The 17,972-nt window shown below is 54.9% G+C and carries 18 protein-coding genes; 14 read left to right on the forward strand and 4 right to left on the reverse strand.

Annotated features, from left to right (window positions below):
- Positions 1 to 338: 338 nt before the first annotated feature.
- From IM267_RS13035 to IM267_RS13075, 9 genes are all read left to right on the forward strand, one after another.
- Positions 339 to 1,559, forward strand: a complete 1,221-nt coding sequence (locus IM267_RS13035) for a diguanylate phosphodiesterase (RefSeq protein ID WP_063867055.1) — start codon at positions 339 to 341, stop codon at positions 1,557 to 1,559.
- A gap of 189 nt (positions 1,560 to 1,748) precedes the next feature.
- A complete protein-coding gene (locus tag IM267_RS13040; protein ID WP_193033549.1) occupies positions 1,749 to 2,477 on the forward strand; it encodes a MerR family transcriptional regulator in 729 nt (242 codons plus the stop codon).
- Between the two features lie 321 nt (positions 2,478 to 2,798).
- Positions 2,799 to 3,167: a Fe-S cluster assembly scaffold SufA gene (gene sufA / locus IM267_RS13045; RefSeq protein WP_003857741.1), complete on the forward strand. Its 369-nt coding sequence runs from the start codon at positions 2,799 to 2,801 to the stop codon at positions 3,165 to 3,167.
- Positions 3,168 to 3,175: 8 nt separating this feature from the next.
- On the forward strand, positions 3,176 to 4,666 hold the full coding sequence (sufB, locus tag IM267_RS13050; RefSeq protein WP_193033550.1) for a Fe-S cluster assembly protein SufB: 1,491 nt from the start codon (positions 3,176 to 3,178) through the stop codon (positions 4,664 to 4,666).
- A gap of 9 nt (positions 4,667 to 4,675) precedes the next feature.
- Positions 4,676 to 5,422, forward strand: coding sequence for a Fe-S cluster assembly ATPase SufC (gene sufC / locus IM267_RS13055; protein WP_063448950.1), 747 nt, complete (start codon positions 4,676 to 4,678; stop codon positions 5,420 to 5,422).
- A complete protein-coding gene (sufD, locus tag IM267_RS13060) occupies positions 5,397 to 6,668 on the forward strand; it encodes a Fe-S cluster assembly protein SufD (protein WP_193033551.1) in 1,272 nt (423 codons plus the stop codon). The genes sufC and sufD overlap by 26 nt, the downstream gene beginning before the upstream one ends.
- The gene (gene sufS, locus IM267_RS13065) at positions 6,665 to 7,885 is read left to right on the forward strand and encodes a cysteine desulfurase SufS (RefSeq protein ID WP_193033552.1); all 1,221 of its coding nucleotides are present in this window, start codon (positions 6,665 to 6,667) and stop codon (positions 7,883 to 7,885) included. Before sufD ends, sufS begins: the two co-directional genes overlap by 4 nt.
- A 14-nt stretch (positions 7,886 to 7,899) precedes the next feature.
- Positions 7,900 to 8,316: a cysteine desulfuration protein SufE gene (gene sufE, locus IM267_RS13070; protein ID WP_063448947.1), complete on the forward strand. Its 417-nt coding sequence runs from the start codon at positions 7,900 to 7,902 to the stop codon at positions 8,314 to 8,316.
- A 97-nt stretch (positions 8,317 to 8,413) separates the two neighbouring features.
- Entirely contained in the window at positions 8,414 to 9,427 is a 1,014-nt protein-coding gene (locus IM267_RS13075; RefSeq protein ID WP_193033553.1) for a L,D-transpeptidase family protein, read from the forward strand.
- A gap of 60 nt (positions 9,428 to 9,487) precedes the next feature.
- Here IM267_RS13075 and lpp read toward each other — a convergent pair whose 3' ends face one another.
- From lpp to IM267_RS13095, 4 genes are all read right to left on the reverse strand, one after another.
- Entirely contained in the window at positions 9,488 to 9,724 is a 237-nt protein-coding gene (gene lpp, locus IM267_RS13080) for a murein lipoprotein Lpp (RefSeq protein ID WP_001082307.1), read from the reverse strand.
- Positions 9,725 to 10,036: 312 nt separating this feature from the next.
- Complete coding sequence (gene pykF, locus IM267_RS13085; protein ID WP_003857687.1) at positions 10,037 to 11,458, reverse strand: pyruvate kinase PykF; 1,422 nt, start codon at positions 11,456 to 11,458, stop codon at positions 10,037 to 10,039.
- A 377-nt stretch (positions 11,459 to 11,835) separates the two neighbouring features.
- Complete coding sequence (locus IM267_RS13090) at positions 11,836 to 12,981, reverse strand: PLP-dependent aspartate aminotransferase family protein (RefSeq protein ID WP_193033554.1); 1,146 nt, start codon at positions 12,979 to 12,981, stop codon at positions 11,836 to 11,838.
- A 12-nt stretch (positions 12,982 to 12,993) separates the two neighbouring features.
- Positions 12,994 to 14,364, reverse strand: a complete 1,371-nt coding sequence (locus tag IM267_RS13095) for a cystathionine beta-synthase (RefSeq protein WP_193033583.1) — start codon at positions 14,362 to 14,364, stop codon at positions 12,994 to 12,996.
- Between the two features lie 399 nt (positions 14,365 to 14,763).
- Between IM267_RS13095 and IM267_RS13100 the strand changes: the two genes are divergently transcribed.
- From IM267_RS13100 to IM267_RS13120, 5 genes are all read left to right on the forward strand, one after another.
- A complete protein-coding gene (locus IM267_RS13100; protein ID WP_193033555.1) occupies positions 14,764 to 15,786 on the forward strand; it encodes a methionine ABC transporter ATP-binding protein in 1,023 nt (340 codons plus the stop codon).
- Complete coding sequence (locus IM267_RS13105; protein WP_063448943.1) at positions 15,779 to 16,447, forward strand: methionine ABC transporter permease; 669 nt, start codon at positions 15,779 to 15,781, stop codon at positions 16,445 to 16,447. The genes IM267_RS13100 and IM267_RS13105 overlap by 8 nt, the downstream gene beginning before the upstream one ends.
- A 23-nt stretch (positions 16,448 to 16,470) precedes the next feature.
- Positions 16,471 to 17,283 (forward strand): MetQ/NlpA family ABC transporter substrate-binding protein, encoded by an 813-nt coding sequence (locus tag IM267_RS13110; protein WP_063448942.1) that lies wholly within the window; start codon positions 16,471 to 16,473, stop codon positions 17,281 to 17,283.
- Between the two features lie 108 nt (positions 17,284 to 17,391).
- Positions 17,392 to 17,601 (forward strand): fumarate hydratase FumD, encoded by a 210-nt coding sequence (gene fumD, locus IM267_RS13115; RefSeq protein WP_003857676.1) that lies wholly within the window; start codon positions 17,392 to 17,394, stop codon positions 17,599 to 17,601.
- Between the two features lie 118 nt (positions 17,602 to 17,719).
- Complete coding sequence (locus tag IM267_RS13120) at positions 17,720 to 17,887, forward strand: hypothetical protein (protein WP_063867029.1); 168 nt, start codon at positions 17,720 to 17,722, stop codon at positions 17,885 to 17,887.
- Positions 17,888 to 17,972: the final 85 nt, after the last annotated feature.

Consider the following 17,972-nt stretch of genomic DNA (forward strand, 5'->3'; position numbering starts at 1 on the left):
TTTAGATCCTTTAAAATTCTTTAATCATTAACGTTACAATTAATTTATACATAATTTTCAAATCTTTACATATAAAATGTACAATTTTTTAAGAATTTTATAATATATTTTATAAAAATCTTATTTATCATATCGTTACGCATGTTAAATTTTATGCGGAATTTACAGAATATATTGTACAATCCGAAGTGGCGTCGCAGAGTTGTACAAGCCAGCAAATAGCGTAAAGACGCCGCGTAAATCGTTGAGATGTAAATTATTTGTTGGGCAATAAATGTGCTATAACAGAGTTCTCCCCACGCGTTTTCGTGGTCACCCCTTCAATCTCCAGGATTAGCATGCTCACAACCATTATTTACCGCAGTCATATCTGCGAGGACGTTCCAGTTAAAGCGCTGGAAGACATGGTCGATGCTGCAAATTGTAGAAATCGCCAGTTAGATGTAACGGGGATTTTGCTGTTTAACGGCACACACTTTTTTCAATTACTTGAAGGGCCCGCTGAGAACGTAAATGAGATCTATCAGCTCATCTGCCGCGACCCACGGCATCACAACGTGGTTGAATTATTGAGCGATCACGGTCCTTCACGGCGCTTTGGCAACGCTGGTATGGAGCTATTTGACCTTCGTCAGTACGACACGGACGAAGTGCTGCAACAGGTTCTCGATAAAGGCACCACCCGCTATCAGCTGACGTATAACGATCGCGCCCTGCAATTTTTCCGCACGTTCGTTGAAGCCACTGAAAAAGCGAACTATTTTGAGCTGCCTTCGGCGGATTCCTGGGAATTTGTCACCGAAAACACGCCGTTATCTTCGCAGCCGACGGTTGTGGCAAAGGGGGCTGACTGTAGTTTCGCATTTCAACCTATCGTCGATCCGTTTATGCAGCAGGTGGTCTCATGGGAAGCCCTGCTCCGCACGCCGTCCGGGGAGTCGCCGGCAGAATATTTTGCTAACCAGCCGCGTGAGGCGCTGTACGAATCGGATTTACAGAGCAAGCAGGTGGCTCTGTCGATGGCCAGCGCGCTGGGTCTGGGGAATCAAACGTTGTCCATCAATCTGCTGCCGATGACGCTGGTCAATGTTCCCGGTGCCGTCGATTTTTTACTTACGGCAATAGAGGCGAACGGTTTTGTGCCGGAGCAAATTGTGGTCGAGTTCACCGAGAGCGAGGCGATCTCGCGCTTTGAGGAGTTCACCAGCGCGGTCAGACAGCTCAAAAGCGCCGGCATTAGCGTGGCTATCGATCACTTTGGTGCGGGGTTCGCCGGCCTGCAACTGCTGGCCCAGTTCCAGCCGGACAGAATTAAGATTAATCGTGATTTGATTGCCAACGTGCACAAAAGCGGCCCGCGTCAGGCTATCATTCAGGCGATCATCAAATGCTGCGCGTCCCTGGAAATTCTGTTCTGCGCAGTCGGCGTAGAGCTGGCCGAAGAGTGGATGTGGCTGGAATCTGCCGGTATTTCTCAGTTCCAGGGAAACCTGTTCGCCAGCCCGCGTCTGGGGGGCATTCCGGCGATTGCCTGGCCAGAGAAAAAGTACGATTTATAGAAATCCTGTACGTCACTCTTAAGAGTTACCTGTACGTTTGGCTAAATTTATACAACAATACATTAATGAGTGAGTGGTTCTCTGGGCCATTCACTTGCCTCCGAACCCGGAGTTAGTTATACAAATATATTGTACAATCTGATAAGGTTGGTTTGGTTAGGTATGGAAGTATTGTGCGTGAGGGAGTTAATGGCCTATTACAGTATCGGCGAAGTGGCCGAACGATGCGGTATCAACCCCGTTACGCTGCGTGCCTGGCAGCGCCGTTATGGATTGTTGAAGCCGCAGCGCAGCGAAGGGGGTCATCGTCAGTTTGACGATGAAGATATCCTGCGTATCGAAGAGATCAAACGCCTGATGAAAACGGGTGTTTCGGTCGGCAAAGTAAAAGCGCTTCTTGAAAATACAGAAGTGATGACTCAGGGGAACTGGGCATCGTTTCAGGAAGAGATGTTAACCGTTCTGCGCTACGCCAATCCGGCAAAGCTGCGGGCCAAAATCGGTGAGTTCCGTCGCGATCATGCGATGGATGTTCTGATTGATAACATCATCACCCCTGTACGACAGCGAATGAACCAGGACCAGAATACGGTGCGCCATATGGCGAGCCTGCTTGATGGTGTCCTGATTGAGTTTGCCGTAACAAGCCTGGTGGAATCGCGCAAAAAAGCCGGTAAAGACGCGCTGCTGATAGGGTGGGAGTGCGACGACCGTACGCATTTGTGGCTGGAAGCGGCCCGTCTGGCCTACAAGGGCTGGCATATCGACGTGCTGGCCGAGCCGATTGATTCTCCGCGCCCGGAACTCTTCCCGGGGCAAAAAATTTTCGTCTGGACCGGTAAAGATCCAACGCCTCGCCAGCAGCAACAGCTCGACCACTGGCGTGAACAGGGCTTTGCCGTCGCGTTCCATCTCTGAAGTTAAGGGGTCCGTCAGGGCCTTTTTGTTTGCTCCAGTACACTTTCTTATCGAACGATAGCTATCTCAAAAATAGGTATTTCCAATACAATTTTTCTTTTTGCCCTTCACCTTACCGCCTTTTCTCTGAAATGCATTATTTATCAATGCATTGAACAAATATCACCATCCCATCCGCATCCCGCCACAGGGTCTATGCTTAAAGAAAGTAGCCAAAAAGGGCGGTTTAGCCCAAAGCCCCTGCTGTCAGGGGGTTGAAGTGATAATCGTTATCACTAACATGGTGTTATGCCCTGGTGGCTTATCAGATGAGGTGGACCTATGGAATTGCATTCAGAAACCTTCAATCCGGCCGATTTTGCCTGGCGTGGCTTAACGCTTACGCCCGCGGCGGCGGCGCACATTCATGAGCTGGTGGCAAAAAATCCCGACATCCTCGGCGTACGTTTAGGCGTTAAGCAGACGGGCTGCGCGGGGTTTGGCTACGTGCTGGACACCGTCACCGAACCTGAAAAGGATGACCTGGTCTTTGAAACTGACGGCGCTAAGCTCTACGTCGCGCTACAGGCTATGCCGTTTATCGATGGAACCGAAGTCGACTACGTTCGTGAAGGTTTAAACCAGTTATTCAAATTTCATAACCCGAAAGCCCAGAACGAATGTGGCTGCGGCGAAAGCTTTGGGGTATAGGCGGTACTATGTCTCGTAATACTGAAGCAACGAGTGATGTAAACACCTGGAGCGGCGGAAACCTCAACTACAAAGAGGGGTTCTTCACGCAGCTGCAAACCGATGAGCTGGCGAAAGGCATCAGTGAAGATGTCGTGCGCGCCATTTCGGCCAAACGTAACGAGCCTGAATGGATGCTGGCGTTTCGCCTGAGCGCGTTTCGTGCGTGGCAGGAGATGGAAGAACCCCACTGGCTGAAAGCGCACTACGATAAGCTGAACTATCAGGATTACAGCTACTACTCCGCGCCGTCCTGCGGCAGCTGTGATGACACCTGTGCCTCGCAGCCCGGCGCGGTACAGCAAACTGGTGCAGAGAACAGCTTCCTGAGCAAAGAGGTGGAAGAGGCGTTCAATCAGCTCGGCGTGCCCGTGCGCGAGGGTAAAGAGGTGGCGGTAGACGCCATTTTTGACTCCGTCTCGGTGGCGACCACCTACCGTGAAAAGCTGGCGGAGCAGGGGATTATTTTCTGCTCCTTTGGTGAAGCCATTCACGATCACCCTGAGCTGGTGAAAAAATACATCGGCACCGTGGTGCCCAGTAACGATAACTTCTTTGCCGCACTGAATGCGGCGGTGGCGTCAGACGGCACCTTTATCTACGTGCCGAAAGGCGTACGCTGCCCGATGGAGCTTTCGACCTATTTCCGCATCAACGCAGAAAAAACCGGCCAGTTTGAACGCACCATTCTGGTGGCGGATGAGGGCAGCTACGTCAGCTATATCGAAGGCTGTTCCGCGCCGGTGCGCGACAGCTACCAGCTGCACGCGGCGGTGGTTGAGGTGATCATCCACAAAGACGCGGAAGTGAAATACTCCACGGTGCAGAACTGGTTCCCGGGCGACGGCAATACCGGTGGTATTTTGAACTTCGTCACCAAGCGCGCGCTGTGCGAAGGCGAAAACAGCAAAATGTCCTGGACGCAGTCAGAAACCGGCTCCGCCATTACCTGGAAATACCCGAGCTGCATCCTGCGCGGGGATAACTCCATCGGGGAATTTTACTCCGTGGCGCTGACCAGCGGTCATCAGCAGGCCGATACCGGCACCAAGATGATCCACATCGGTAAAAACACCAAATCGACCATCATCTCGAAAGGGATCTCCGCCGGACACAGCCAGAACAGCTATCGCGGGCTGGTGAAAATCATGCCGACGGCCATCAACGCGCGTAACTTCACCCAGTGCGATTCCATGCTGATTGGCGCCGACTGCGGGGCACATACCTTCCCGTACGTCGAGTGCCGCAATAACAGCGCCCAGCTGGAGCACGAGGCGACCACGTCACGCATCGGTGAAGATCAGCTTTTCTACTGCCTGCAACGCGGGATCAGTGAAGAGGATGCGATTTCAATGATTGTTAACGGCTTCTGTAAGGACGTGTTCTCCGAACTGCCGCTGGAATTTGCCGTTGAAGCCCAGAAACTCCTCGCCATTAGTCTTGAACACAGCGTCGGTTAAGGAAAGTACATGTTAAGCATTAAAGATTTACAGGTCAGCGTGGAAGAGAAAGCGATCCTGCGTGGCCTCAATTTTGACGTCAAGCCGGGTGAAGTTCACGCCATCATGGGGCCAAACGGCTCCGGGAAAAGTACGCTTTCAGCGACGCTGGCAGGACGCGAGGACTATGAAGTCATAAGCGGTTCCGTTGAGTTTAACGGCAAAGATCTGCTGGAAATGTCGCCGGAAGAGCGTGCCGGTGAGGGCATCTTTATGGCCTTCCAGTATCCGGTGGAAATTCCGGGCGTCAGCAACCAGTTCTTCCTGCAAACCGCGCTGAACGCGGTGCGCAAGTATCGCGGACTTGAGGCGCTGGATCGCTTTGACTTCCAGGATCTGATGGAAGAGAAAATCAAGCTGCTGAAAATGCCGGAAGATCTGCTCACCCGCTCGGTAAACGTGGGTTTCTCCGGCGGTGAGAAAAAACGTAACGATATTCTGCAAATGGCGGTGCTTGAGCCTGAACTGTGCATTCTCGACGAGACCGACTCCGGTCTGGATATCGACGCCCTGAAGATCGTTGCCGACGGGGTAAACTCCCTGCGTGACGGGAACCGCTCATTTATTATCGTGACGCACTACCAGCGAATTCTGGACTACATCAAACCGGACTATGTCCACGTGCTTTACCAGGGACGCATTGTGAAATCCGGTGATTTTACCCTGGTTAAACAACTGGAGGAGCAGGGTTATGGCTGGCTTACCGAACAGCAGTAATGCACTCCAGCAGTGGCACCGGCTGTTTGAAGCGCAGGGTGATTCGCGTTCAGAACAGGCTCAGCACCATCTCCAGCAGCTGCTGCGTCTCGGTTTACCGACGCGTAAACATGAGAACTGGAAATATACCCCGCTGGACGGTCTGCTGAACGGCGAGTTTGTCACGCGCCTGGCTCAGGTTAGCCCTGGCCAGCGCGATGCGCTGGCGCTGAGCGTGGATGCCGTGCGTCTGGTGTTTGTTGACGGGCAGTTCCGGGAGGAACTCAGCGACCGCGTGGAGGAGAGCGGGTTCGATATCGCCATTAACGACGAGCGCCAGTCGTTGAGCGCTCCGGTCCAGCCTGAAGTCTTTCTGCACCTCACGGAGAGCCTGTCGCAGTCTGTCACCCATATTCGTGTTAAGCGTAACCAGCGCCCGGCGAAACCGCTGCTGCTGATGCATATCACGCAGGGCGTTGAGGGCGACGAGATCAACACCGCCCACTATCGCCACCATCTCGAGCTGGCAGAAGGGGCGGAAGCGACGGTGATTGAGCATTACGTTAGTCTGAACGACACCCGTCATTTTACCGGCTCGCGTCTGACGATGGACGTGGCGGCCAACGCCCAGCTGCACCATATCAAGCTGGCGTTTGAGAATCCGCTCAGTCACCACTTCGCCCACAACGATATTCTGCTGGGCCAGGATGCCGCGGCGTATAGCCACAGCTTCCTGCTTGGCGGCGCGGTGTTACGCCACAACACCAGTACCCAGCTGAACGGTGAGAACACCACGCTGCGCATGAACAGCCTGGCGATGCCGGTGAAGGCAGAAGTGTGCGACACGCGCACCTGGCTTGAGCACAACAAAGGCTATTGCAACAGCCGTCAGCTGCATAAAACTATCGTCAGCGACAAAGGTCGTGCGGTGTTTAACGGCCTGATCAACGTGGCGCAGCACGCCATCAAAACTGACGGGCAGATGACCAACAACAACCTTCTGCTGGGACGCCTGGCAGAGGTGGACACCAAGCCGCAGCTGGAAATCTACGCGGACGACGTGAAGTGCAGCCACGGCGCGACGGTCGGGCGTATTGACGACGAGCAGATGTTCTACCTGCGCTCGCGCGGGATAGACCAGCAGGCCGCGCAGAAGATGATTATTTACGCCTTTGCGGCTGAGCTGACGGAAGCGCTGCCCGACGGCGGACTTAAACAGCAGGTGCTGGCCCGTATCGGTCAGCGGCTGCCTGGAGGCGAAGCATGACATTTCCCGTAGAGAAAGTCCGGGCCGATTTTCCGGTACTGACCCGTGAAGTGAACGGTCTGCCGCTGGCCTATCTCGACAGCGCGGCCAGCGCGCAAAAACCGAATCAGGTGGTGGAAGCGGAAGCTGAATTTTACCGCCACGGCTATGCGGCGGTACATCGCGGGATCCACACCCTGAGCGCCGAGGCGACTCAGCGCATGGAAAACGTGCGTACCCAGGTCGCGGGCTTCCTCAACGCGCGTTTGCCGGAAGAGCTGGTGTTCGTGCGTGGAACCACCGAAGGGATCAACCTGGTGGCCAACAGCTGGGGCAATGCGCAGGTGCACGCGGGGGATAACATCATCATCACCCAGATGGAGCACCATGCCAACATCGTGCCCTGGCAGATGCTCTGTGAGCGCGCAGGGGCCCAGCTGCGGGTGGTTCCCCTGAATGAAGACGGCACGCTCCAGCTTGAACAGCTGGACGCCCTGCTGGACGACAGGACGCGGCTGGTGGCCGTTACTCACGTTTCAAACGTGCTGGGGACGGAAAATCCGGTGGCGCTGATTATCGACAAAGCCCATCAGGCCGGTGCAAAAGTGCTGATTGATGGTGCCCAGGCGGTCATGCACCATGCGGTTGACGTTCAGGCCCTGGACTGCGACTTCTACGTTTTCTCCGGGCACAAGCTTTATGGCCCGACGGGCATCGGTGTGCTGTATGTGAAGGAGGATATTCTTCAGGCCATGCCGCCGTGGGAAGGGGGCGGCTCGATGATCGCCACCGTCAGCCTGACGGAAGGAACCACTTACGCCCGGGCCCCGTGGCGCTTCGAGGCGGGTACGCCAAACACCGGCGGGATCATCGGGCTGGGTGCCGCCATGAGCTACGTCTCTGAAACGGGGCTGGCGGCAATTCAGCAGTACGAACAGCTGCTGATGCAGTACGCCTTGCAGGAGCTTGCCAGCGTCCCGGAACTGACCTTATACGGCCCTGCTGACCGTCTGGGTGTGATAGCCTTTAACCTCGGCAAGCATCACGCCTATGATGTGGGCAGTTTCCTGGATAATTACGGCGTCGCCGTACGTACCGGGCATCACTGCGCGATGCCGCTGATGGCGTATTATCAGGTACCGGCCATGTGCCGCGCATCGCTGGTGATGTACAACACAACGGAAGAGGTCGACAGACTGGTGGCGGGACTAAAACGTATTCACCAGCTGCTTGGCTAACGGAGAGGCGAGAGATGGCAGATTTGCCGGACAGAGATAAACTGCTGCGCAACTTTGGACGTTGCGCAAACTGGGAAGAGAAATACCTTTATATTATCGAGCTGGGGCAGCGCCTGCCGCCGCTCAGCGAAGAGGCGCATAACCCGAACAACATCATTCAGGGCTGCCAGAGCCAGGTCTGGATCCTGATGCAGCAGACGGATGATGGCGTAATCGAATTACAGGGCGACAGCGATGCCGCCATTGTGAAGGGGCTTATTGCCGTCGTATTTATTCTCTATCACCGGATGTCGGCGCAGGATATTGTCGCCTTTGACGTCCGTCCGTGGTTTGAAAAAATGGCCTTAACCCAACACCTCACCCCGTCCCGATCCCAGGGGCTGGAAGCGATGATCCGCGCCATTCGCGCCAAAGCCGCAATCCTTAGCTAAACTTACAGAACAGCATTCATTCTGTTTCGCGGGGTGGTTTCCACCTCGCTGGTTTTTCAGCTTTCTGACGTTCAGTCAGTGAATAAGGAATCTCAGCATGAAGCGCGCGTCTCTAATAACTCTATTACTCCTTGGTTCGCTCAGTGCTGTTAATTCAGCCAGGGCGGTTGATTATCCGTTACCGCCCGCAGGCAGCCGCCTGATTGGGCAAAACCAGACATACACCATTCAGGAAGGCGACAATAAGCTCCAGGCTATCGCTCGTCGGTTTAATACCGCAGCACAGCTTATTCTTGAAACCAATAATACCATTGCACCGGTGAACCCTGCGCCAGGAACGGTCATTACCATTCCTTCCCAGATGCTGCTGCCGGACACCGATCGTGAAGGCATTGTGGTGAATCTGGCGGAGCTGCGTCTTTACTTCTATCCGCCGGGTGAAAATATCGTTCAGGTCTATCCGCTGGGTATCGGTCAGCTTGGGCTGGAAACGCCGGTCAGCACCACCCGTGTGAGCCAGAAGATCCCCAATCCCACCTGGACCCCGCCTGCGGGCATCAGAGCGCGCTCACTGGCCCAGGGCATAAAACTGCCGGCTGTGGTACCCGCCGGGCCTAATAACCCGCTGGGGCGCTATGCGCTGCGTCTGGGCATCGGCAATGGGGAATATCTTATCCACGGCACCAGCGCACCGGACAGCGTGGGGCTGCGGGTCAGCTCGGGCTGTATGCGGATGAACGCGCCGGATATCAAAGCGTTGTTTGAACAAGCGCGCGTGGGCACGCGGGTTCAGATTATCAATGAGCCGGTGAAGTTCTCTGTGGAGCCGGACGGCAAACGCTATATCGAGGTACACAGGCCGCTGGCGCAGGCTGAGGGCGAAAACCCACAGACGGTGCCATTTGCGCACTCTGCGGCGTTTACCGCCTTTGCAGCGGAATCAGGCAGCGATAAAACGCTCATTGATAAAGCGCTGGCGCGCAGGGCGGGGATCCCGGTTGCCGTTTCAGCAGACAACGGTTCGGCAGCCAGCAGTTCTGTCCTGTCTGTTCAAAACAGTCGTGTCTCAGCGGCGGTGGCGGAAGGCGAGGGAGAGAAGGTGATTCAGTAGGGGTTTGACGTAGGCAAAAAAAATGGCGCACAATGTGCGCCATTTTATTAACAGGTACTATTACTTACGGTATTTAGTAGCCTGGTTGTCCAGACGCTGGTTAGCGCGAGCTGCGTCGTCTTTAGCAGCCTGAACGTCGGAACGCATTGCGTTCACGTCGTTGCTCAGCTGGTCAACTTTAGCGTTCAGAGTCTGAACGTCAGAAGACAGCTGATCGATTTTAGCGTTGCTGGAGCAACCTGCCAGCAGAGTAGAACCCAGGATTACCGCGCCCAGTACCAGTTTAGTACGATTCATTATTAATACCCTCTAGATTGAGTTAATCTCCATGTAGCGTTACAAGTATTACACAAAGTTTTTTGGGTTGAGAATATTTTTTTGATGGGATTACGCCTATTTTTGATCGTTCGCTCAAAGAAGCAACGAAATCGGCAATTTTGACGAAAAAGCTATGTTAAAAAAGGCATTTTTCATCGGATTCATCTTAGATAAATCGCGATTAAATAGAAAAACCCGATTTGCTTTTTGAATAGTTCTGGTTAAAGGCGGGAATAAAAAAAGCGCCCCGAAGGACGCTTTTTAACAAAAATATAATTTGTTCGGGAATTATTACAGCACGTGAACAGATGCGGTGTTGGTTGTGCCGCTTGGTACCAGCGCGCCAGAAACCATAACCACAACGTCGCCTTTCTGTGCCAGACCACAATCAACCAGTTCCAGCGCCACTTCTTTACCCAGACGATAGAAATCATCGGTAGACGCAATCTCTTTCACCAGGTGTGGGATCACGCCTTTGCTCAGCACCAGCTGACGCGCGGTGGTTTCGTTCGTGGTCAGCGCCAGGATTGTTGCATCCGGGAAGTATTTACGCACGGCACGCGCAGATTTACCGCCCTGGGTTGCCACAACAATCAGCGGGGCTTCCAGTTTTTCAGCGGTTTCTACCGCGCCACGGCACACGGCTTCGGTGATGCGCAGTTTACGGCTGTCGTTGTTGTAATCCAGACGGCTTTTCATCACGCGGTCGGTACGTTCGCAGATGGTCGCCATGATGCTGACCGCTTCCAGAGGGTATTTCCCTTTCGCAGATTCGCCAGACAGCATAACGGCATCGGTACCGTCGAGGATGGCGTTCGCCACGTCGCCCGCTTCCGCGCGGGTAGGGCGTGGGTTTTTGATCATGGAGTCCAGCATCTGCGTTGCGGTGATAACCACTTTACGCGCGCGAACGCATTTCTCGATCATCATCTTCTGCGCGAAGATCACTTCTTCTACCGGGATTTCAACGCCCAGGTCGCCACGCGCAACCATGATGCCGTCAGACGCTTCGAGGATTTCGTCGAAGTTGTTCAGGCCTTCCTGGTTTTCGATTTTGGAGATGATCTGAATGTTCTCGCCGCCGTGCGCTTTCAGGTGCTCACGGATCTCAACCACGTCAGAACGTTTACGGATAAAGGACGCAGCAACGAAGTCAACGCCTTGTTCGCAACCGAAGATCAGGTCTTGTTTGTCTTTTTCAGCCAGCGCTGGCAGAGCAATGGACACACCCGGCAGGTTAACGCCTTTGTTTTCGCCCAGGTCGCCGTTGTTCAGCACCTTACAGATAACCTTGTTACCTTCGATCGCGGTCACTTCCATGCCGATCAGGCCGTCATCCACCAGCACGGTGTTGCCAACGGACAGATCGCTGGTGAAACCTTCGTAGGTCACGGCAACGATTTCGTTGTTACCCACAACAGATTTGTCGGTGGTGAAGGTGAAGGTCTGGCCCGCTTTCAGAGAAACGTCGTTACCGCCTTCGAGTTTGATGGTACGGATTTCAGGACCTTTGGTGTCGAGCAGGATCGCGGCTTTTTTACCGGTTTTGCTCATCACGTTGCGCAAGTTCTGGATACGCTGACCGTGTTCAGCATAGTCACCGTGGGAGAAGTTCAGACGCATCACGTTCATGCCGGCGTCCAGCATTTTGCTCAGCATCTCTTCGGATTCGGTTTTCGGGCCGATAGTACAAACAATTTTCGTCTTTTTCATGACAGTCTTAATCTTTAAGTTGGGAAGGATATGGAAATCTCGCTCCGGGGGCGCACCGCCGCGGAGTCAAACCTGTGTTGCGAAAGAGTATATGACACGCACTAAGAATAGGTGACATCAAATGAGCGTGCAGAAGAAAGTGTGCCTGAGTGCCAGCCCAACGGAGGAGAGGAGAAGTTGTACGTTGTTTTTTGTATTCCAAGCGCTGAAACCATTCACCAGGGATTTGGCGCGCATTATACGCTGATTTGCAGCAAAAAGGAAAATGGAAACGGTGTTTCAAAAACAATCTGTGCAGATTCACATAAGTTTGTTATCAATGCGTTAAGGCCTAATGTCATCTTATGACGGCAGGCGCAACGCCCGCCGTTTTTTGCTCATTTTTCCAGCGCCTGCTGAAGGTCGGCGATCAGATCGCTTGCATCTTCAATGCCCACCGACAGGCGGATCAGCTGCGGCACAATGCCGTTGGCAAGGCGCTGCGCCAGCGGGATCGAGGCGTGGGTCATGCTGTAGGGCTGGCTCACCAGACTCTCCACGCCGCCCAGGCTTTCGGCCAGGGTAAAAAGCGTAAGGTGACGGATAACGTCAGTCGCGCGTTGCGCATCGCCTTTTAAGACGACGGAGATCATGCCGCCCGGCAGCGCCATCTGGCGACGGGCAAGCGCATGCTGCGGATGCGACGCCAGCCCGGGATAGTACACGCTTTCAACCTGCGGATGCGCCTCCAGCCATTGCGCAATCGCCAGCGCGTTGGCGCTGTGCTTCTCTACGCGCAGTGAGAGGGTGCGAATACCCCGCAGGGTCAGAAAGCTGCTGAACGGATCCAGAACGCCTCCGACTGCGTTTTGCAGGTAGCCCAGGCGATCCGCCAGGTCCTTGTTTGCCCCGACAACAGCCAGCCCGGCAACCACGTCTGAGTGACCGTTGAGATATTTGGTGGCGGAGTGCACCACGATGTCAAACCCTGCCTCCAGCGGCCGGTGAATGACCGGAGAGGCGAAGGTATTGTCCGCCACGCTGATCGCATTATGACGCCGGGCAATTTCCGCGATGGCCGCCAGATCGGCCAGCTTCAGCAGCGGATTTGTCGGCGTCTCCACCCAGATCATGCGGGTGTCCGGGCGAATGGCGGCCTCAAGACCGGCCACATCGTCCGGCTTAACCCAGCTCACCTGTAGCCCGGTGCTGCGCTTACGCACGTTTTCGATCAGGCGATACGTACCGCCGTACACGTCGTCAATGGCGACGATATGGCTGTCTTTATCCAGCAGTTCGAGCACGGTGGAAATGGCCGCCAGCCCTGATGCGAAGGCGTACCCGCGCGAGCCGCCCTCCAGCTCGGCTATCGCGGTCTCCAGCGCGTGGCGGGTGGGGTTGCCGCTTCGGGAATATTCATAGCCGGTATGCTCACCGGGAGACGGTTGCGCAAACGTCGAGGTGGCGTAAATCGGCGGCATGACGGCGCCGTGCGGGTCGTTAAACTCGCCGCTGTGAACGCTGAGGGTTGCCAGGTTTTTCATCTTTTGCTCCTTTTATTTCTCCAGGCGGTTACGCCAGGCGGTGAGAACGTCGCTGCGGGTGATCAGACCCAGAAAATGGTCTTTGTCATAGATAATGGCTACCAGGCCACGGTCAAAGATGGCGTGCAGGGCGCTCTCCGGGGCCTGCCTGTCCAGATATTCCACCTGACGCGTCATGGCCGCCGTCACGGGGAGAGAGAAGCGATCGGCATCCCCCCCGATGTGTCGCAGCAGGTCCCATTCGTCGATGATGCCGACGACCTTATCGTTATCGAGCACCGGCAGCTGGGAGATGTCGTACAGCCGCATGCGGGCCAGCACGGTGGAAAGGGTGTCGTCCGGGGCGGCAGTCACCGTAGCGCCTTCATCGTGGCGCAGGGCAATGTAGTCGGAGAGATCCCCTGCCTGCGGACGCGCGATCAGCCCCTGCTGGCGCATCCAGTCGTCGTTGAACATTTTCGAGAGGTATTTATTGCCGCTGTCGCAGGCGAAGGTGACCACGCGTTTTGGCGTGGTCTGCGCCTGACAATATTTCAGCGCCGCCGCCAGCAGCGTGCCGCTGGAGGAGCCCGCCAGGATCCCTTCCGTTTTGAGCAGCTCGCGGGCGGTGGTGAAGGCTTCGCGATCGGTAATGCGCCAGGCGCGTTTAACCCCTTCGATGTGCGCCAGCGGAGGAACAAAGTCTTCGCCAATTCCCTCAACCAGCCACGATCCGGCATCGTGATAGCGTCCGGTCTCAACCTGATCTGCCAGCACCGACCCGGCCGGATCGGCAAGCACAAATTCCGTCTGCGGTGAGTGTTCGGCGAACCACGCCTGTAAGCCGCCCAGCGTACCGCCGGACCCGACGCCGACGACGATGGCGTCGATCTGGCCGTCAAGCTGCTCAAACAGTTCCGGCGCGGTGGTCGTGCGGTGCGCCAGCGGGTTAGCCTCATTGTTGAACTGGTCGATGTAAAACGCGCCGGGCAGTTTGTTCGCCAGCCGCCGGGCGTAATCCTGGTAATAGGCCGGATGCCCCTTATTGACATCGGAACGGGTCAACACCACCTGCGCACCCAGCGCCCGGAGGTGGAAAATCTTTTCGCGGCTCATTTTGTCCGGCACCACCAGAATCAGCGAATAGCCTTTCTGCGCGGCGATCAGCGCCAGCCCCAGCCCAGTGTTCCCCGCCGTGGCTTCGATAATGGTCCCGCCGGGCCGCAGTTGCCCCGAGCGTTCGGCTTCGTTAATCATCGACAGCGCGACGCGGTCTTTGATCGAACCGCCGGGATTTTGATTTTCCAGCTTCAGAAACAGCGAGCAGGGACCGGTATCCAGTTTGTGCAGCTGGATCAGCGGCGTGCGGCCAATCAGTTCGGTGACGGAGTGGTAAAGCATCATGGTCATGTCCTGTAAAAGGGGGATGACCGGATAATAGGATCCTGAAATTTTCTCAATAAAGAACGTTTCACTGGGTATTAGAACGGAAAGGAATATTCGTCGTGTTTTCAGATGGAAAGACAGCGAGATGTAAAGTTGTCCGGATGTGAGGATGTCTATATGCGCGCAAAATGCTGAAAAAATAACCCATTCAGGCGGGTGAGAAGGCGGTGATATGCAGCTGTCGGATATGTATTGCTGATATTCATCTAAGCGATTTTCAGCCGCCAGGTCGCGACTTATTTCATCGCGTTATAAGACATTCCTTTTTGGTCATTTAAAAGCTGATAACGGCTGTTTACTATCTTTTGGACATCCATACTGCTAAACCGCTATACGCGGCACGGATAACGAATAAGAATGATTGTACTCAGCAATATTTCGAAAGTTTTTGACAACGAAAAGGTGGCGCTGACAGCCGTTGATAACGTTAATTTGACGATCGAGCAGGGACAGATTTACGGGATTATCGGCTACAGCGGAGCCGGGAAAAGCACCCTGATCCGTCTGCTGAACGGCCTGGAAAAGCCCAGCGCCGGACGCGTCACCATTAACGGACAGGATATCTCCGCCGCAAAAGGAGAAGCGCTGCGTCAGGCACGCCTGAAAATCAGCATGGTGTTCCAGCACTTCAATCTGCTCTGGTCGCGCACGGTGAAGGAAAATATCGCCTTTTCAATGCAAATTGCCGGTGTACCGAAAGCGAAAATTCAGTCACGCGTCGCCGAGCTGGTGGATCTGGTTGGCCTGAAGGGGCGCGAGAATGCCTTTCCGTCGCAGCTGAGCGGCGGACAAAAACAGCGTGTGGGCATCGCCCGCGCGCTGGCCAATCATCCCGACGTGCTGCTGTGTGACGAAGCCACCTCCGCGCTGGATCCGCAGACGACCGATCAGATCCTCGATCTGCTCCTGGACATTAACCGTCGCTTTAACCTGACCATCGTGCTGATCACGCACGAAATGCACGTGGTGCGCAAAATCTGCGACCGCGTGGCGGTAATGGAGAACGGGAAAGTGGTGGAGGAGGGGGACGTGCTGAGCGTCTTTACGCATCCGCAGCAGCCGATCACCCAGCAGTTTGTCCGACAGGTGAGCCAGTACGCCGAAGATGAAACCTTCAATACGGAACTGGCAACCGGGCTGGAGGGCACGGTCATCAAACTCACCTTTACCGGGCACAGCACGCACAGGCCGATCGTCGGGGAACTGACCCTGCGCTACGGCCTGCCGTTTAATATCCTGCACGGCAAAATGACGCAAACCGCCCACGGTGTTTTCGGGCAGCTCTGGGTACACGTGGTGGCATCGGATGAACAACTGAACAATATCCTCGTCGATCTGAAGCAAAGCGATATTGAAGGCGAGGTTATTAAGCATGGCTGAAGAACTCTTTCCGCACCTGAAGTGGGATCAGCTGTGGGCTGCAACTCAGGAGACGCTCTACATGACCGCGCTTTCGGGCGTGGCGACGTTTGTTCTGGGGATCGGGCTTGGTCTGGCGCTGTTTTTAACCGCCCGCGGCGGGTTATTTCAAAACCGCACGGTCTACAGCGTGATGTCGATTGTGGTGAACGTGTTCCGCTCCATTCCGTTCATCATTCTCATCGTGCTGCTGATCCCGTTCACCAAGACCGTCGTCGGGACCATTCTTGGCGCTAACGCCGCACTGCCCGCCCTGATTGTAGGCGCCGCACCGTTTTACGCCCGTCTGGTCGAAATCGCCCTGCGTGAAGTGGACAAAGGGGTTATCGAAGCCACGCGTTCGATGGGCGCACGGCTGAGCACGTTAGTGTTTCGGGTTTTACTGCCGGAATCCTCACCCGCGCTGGTTTCAGGCATGACGGTGACGCTGATTGCGCTGGTGAGCTACAGCGCAATGGCGGGGGTGATAGGCGCCGGCGGTTTGGGAAATCTGGCTTATCTGGAAGGATTCCAGCGCAACCATGGTGACGTCACGCTGGTGGCAACGGTGACCATTCTGATCATCGTGTTCATTATCCAGTTCTGCGGCGATGTCATTACTTCACTGTTAGATAAACGCTAATAAATACACACAGGAACCACATCATGAAAAAGACACTGACACTGATCGCCGCAGCCACCCTGAGCGCCCTGAGCTTTGCCGCCTGGGCGGATACGCTGACCGTGGGGGCGTCCAACACGCCGCACGCGGAAATTCTGGAGCAGGCTAAGCCGATTCTGGCAAAGCAGGGTATCGATCTGGAGATTAAGCCGTTCCAGGACTACATTCTGCCCAACACCGCGCTGGCGGGGCGTGACATCGACGCCAACTACTTCCAGCACATCCCTTATCTGAACAGCGTGCTGAAAGATCACGCTGGCGATAAGGATTATGATTTTGTCAGTGCGGGCGCTATCCACATTGAGCCGATCGGTATCTATTCGAAAAAATACAAATCACTGAAGGATCTGCCGGAAGGCGGCAAAATCATCATGCGTGATGCGGTTTCCGAGGAAGGACGTATTCTCTCCATCTTCGAAAAGGAGGGGGTGATCAAGCTGAAGCCTGGCATCGATAAAGTGACCGCGCGCATCAGCGATATCGTGGAAAACCCGAAAAAGCTGGAATTTACCCCGAATGTGGAAGCGTCCCTGCTGCCGCAGATGTACAACAACGACGAAGGTGCCGCGGTGGTGATTAACGCTAACTACGCCATCGACGCGGGCCTGGATCCGGTGCACGATCCGATTGCGGTTGAAAGCGGTGAGAATAACCCGTACGCCAACATCATTACCGTCCATCGCGGTGACGAGAAGAAGAAAGATATCGTCGCGCTGGTGAACGTGCTGCATTCTAAAGAGATTCAGGACTGGATCCGTACCAAATACAAAGGTGCGGTCATCCCGGTAAACAACTAATCGCCTGATTTTCCAGACGAAGCCCGGCGAGCAATACGCCTGGCTTCTTTTTTGTATCCAGCCGACGAATGCTTTAAGCTGACGGTTTAAGGCATCGGAGTGATGGCAATGGGCAATGTGACCAAAGACGAAGCGCTGTACCAGGAGATGTGTCGGGTGGTAGGCAAGGTCGTTCTCGAAATGCGTGATTTAGGGCAAGAGCCGAAACATATTGTCATTGCGGGCGTACTGCGTACCGCGCTGGCGAACCAGCGCGTTAAGCGCAGCGAGTTGACCACCAAAGCGATGGAAACGGTCGTTAAAGCGCTGGCCGGCTAGCGCGCCGGCGGCTTGGGCGTTTCTCAAATCCTGCATATCAACAGTCAGTATTGTTATTTCCTCTTCATGATGAAGGCGTGTTTAACTGAGTTCAGGTTAAGCGAGAGGGGTAATGACGATGAAAAAATGGATCGGCACGTTACGGCGGTTTTTTGCCACCCAACCAGCGAATGCGGAGAACAGCGCGCAACGTGTTCTTGAGTCAATACTGCCTGTCGCCAGCCTGTACGGCGTGGACGTAGCCAACATTGATCCGGAGTGGTTCTATGTTAAAACGACACGCTGAACTACGCCGGACGCGCGAAATGTACTGGAATGAGCTGTGCCTGCCTGCTGTAAAGCGGGGATGAGCGGAAAAGTACGCAGGTAAA

Origin of the sequence: Enterobacter cloacae complex sp. P15RS (genome assembly GCF_014895905.1) — a bacterium.
GTDB lineage: Bacteria > Pseudomonadota > Gammaproteobacteria > Enterobacterales > Enterobacteriaceae > Enterobacter > Enterobacter quasihormaechei.

Excerpts from the sequence above, each read along its gene's own strand:
- fumD (WP_003857676.1), top strand. The coding sequence starts at position 17,392 with ATGGGCAATGTGACCAAAGACGAAGCGCTGTACCAGGAGATGTGTCGG.
- sufD (WP_193033551.1), top strand. The coding sequence starts at position 5,397 with ATGGCTGGCTTACCGAACAGCAGTAATGCACTCCAGCAGTGGCACCGG.
- IM267_RS13035 (WP_063867055.1), top strand. The coding sequence starts at position 339 with ATGCTCACAACCATTATTTACCGCAGTCATATCTGCGAGGACGTTCCA.
- sufS (WP_193033552.1), top strand. The coding sequence starts at position 6,665 with ATGACATTTCCCGTAGAGAAAGTCCGGGCCGATTTTCCGGTACTGACC.
- lpp (WP_001082307.1), bottom strand. The coding sequence starts at position 9,724 with ATGAATCGTACTAAACTGGTACTGGGCGCGGTAATCCTGGGTTCTACT.
- IM267_RS13090 (WP_193033554.1), bottom strand. The coding sequence starts at position 12,981 with ATGAAAAACCTGGCAACCCTCAGCGTTCACAGCGGCGAGTTTAACGAC.
- IM267_RS13075 (WP_193033553.1), top strand. The coding sequence starts at position 8,414 with ATGAAGCGCGCGTCTCTAATAACTCTATTACTCCTTGGTTCGCTCAGT.
- IM267_RS13100 (WP_193033555.1), top strand. The coding sequence starts at position 14,764 with ATGATTGTACTCAGCAATATTTCGAAAGTTTTTGACAACGAAAAGGTG.
- pykF (WP_003857687.1), bottom strand. The coding sequence starts at position 11,458 with ATGAAAAAGACGAAAATTGTTTGTACTATCGGCCCGAAAACCGAATCC.
- IM267_RS13110 (WP_063448942.1), top strand. The coding sequence starts at position 16,471 with ATGAAAAAGACACTGACACTGATCGCCGCAGCCACCCTGAGCGCCCTG.
- sufA (WP_003857741.1), top strand. The coding sequence starts at position 2,799 with ATGGAATTGCATTCAGAAACCTTCAATCCGGCCGATTTTGCCTGGCGT.
- IM267_RS13120 (WP_063867029.1), top strand. The coding sequence starts at position 17,720 with ATGAAAAAATGGATCGGCACGTTACGGCGGTTTTTTGCCACCCAACCA.
- sufE (WP_063448947.1), top strand. The coding sequence starts at position 7,900 with ATGGCAGATTTGCCGGACAGAGATAAACTGCTGCGCAACTTTGGACGT.
- IM267_RS13040 (WP_193033549.1), top strand. The coding sequence starts at position 1,749 with ATGGCCTATTACAGTATCGGCGAAGTGGCCGAACGATGCGGTATCAAC.
- sufB (WP_193033550.1), top strand. The coding sequence starts at position 3,176 with ATGTCTCGTAATACTGAAGCAACGAGTGATGTAAACACCTGGAGCGGC.
- IM267_RS13095 (WP_193033583.1), bottom strand. The coding sequence starts at position 14,364 with ATGATGCTTTACCACTCCGTCACCGAACTGATTGGCCGCACGCCGCTG.
- IM267_RS13105 (WP_063448943.1), top strand. The coding sequence starts at position 15,779 with ATGGCTGAAGAACTCTTTCCGCACCTGAAGTGGGATCAGCTGTGGGCT.
- sufC (WP_063448950.1), top strand. The coding sequence starts at position 4,676 with ATGTTAAGCATTAAAGATTTACAGGTCAGCGTGGAAGAGAAAGCGATC.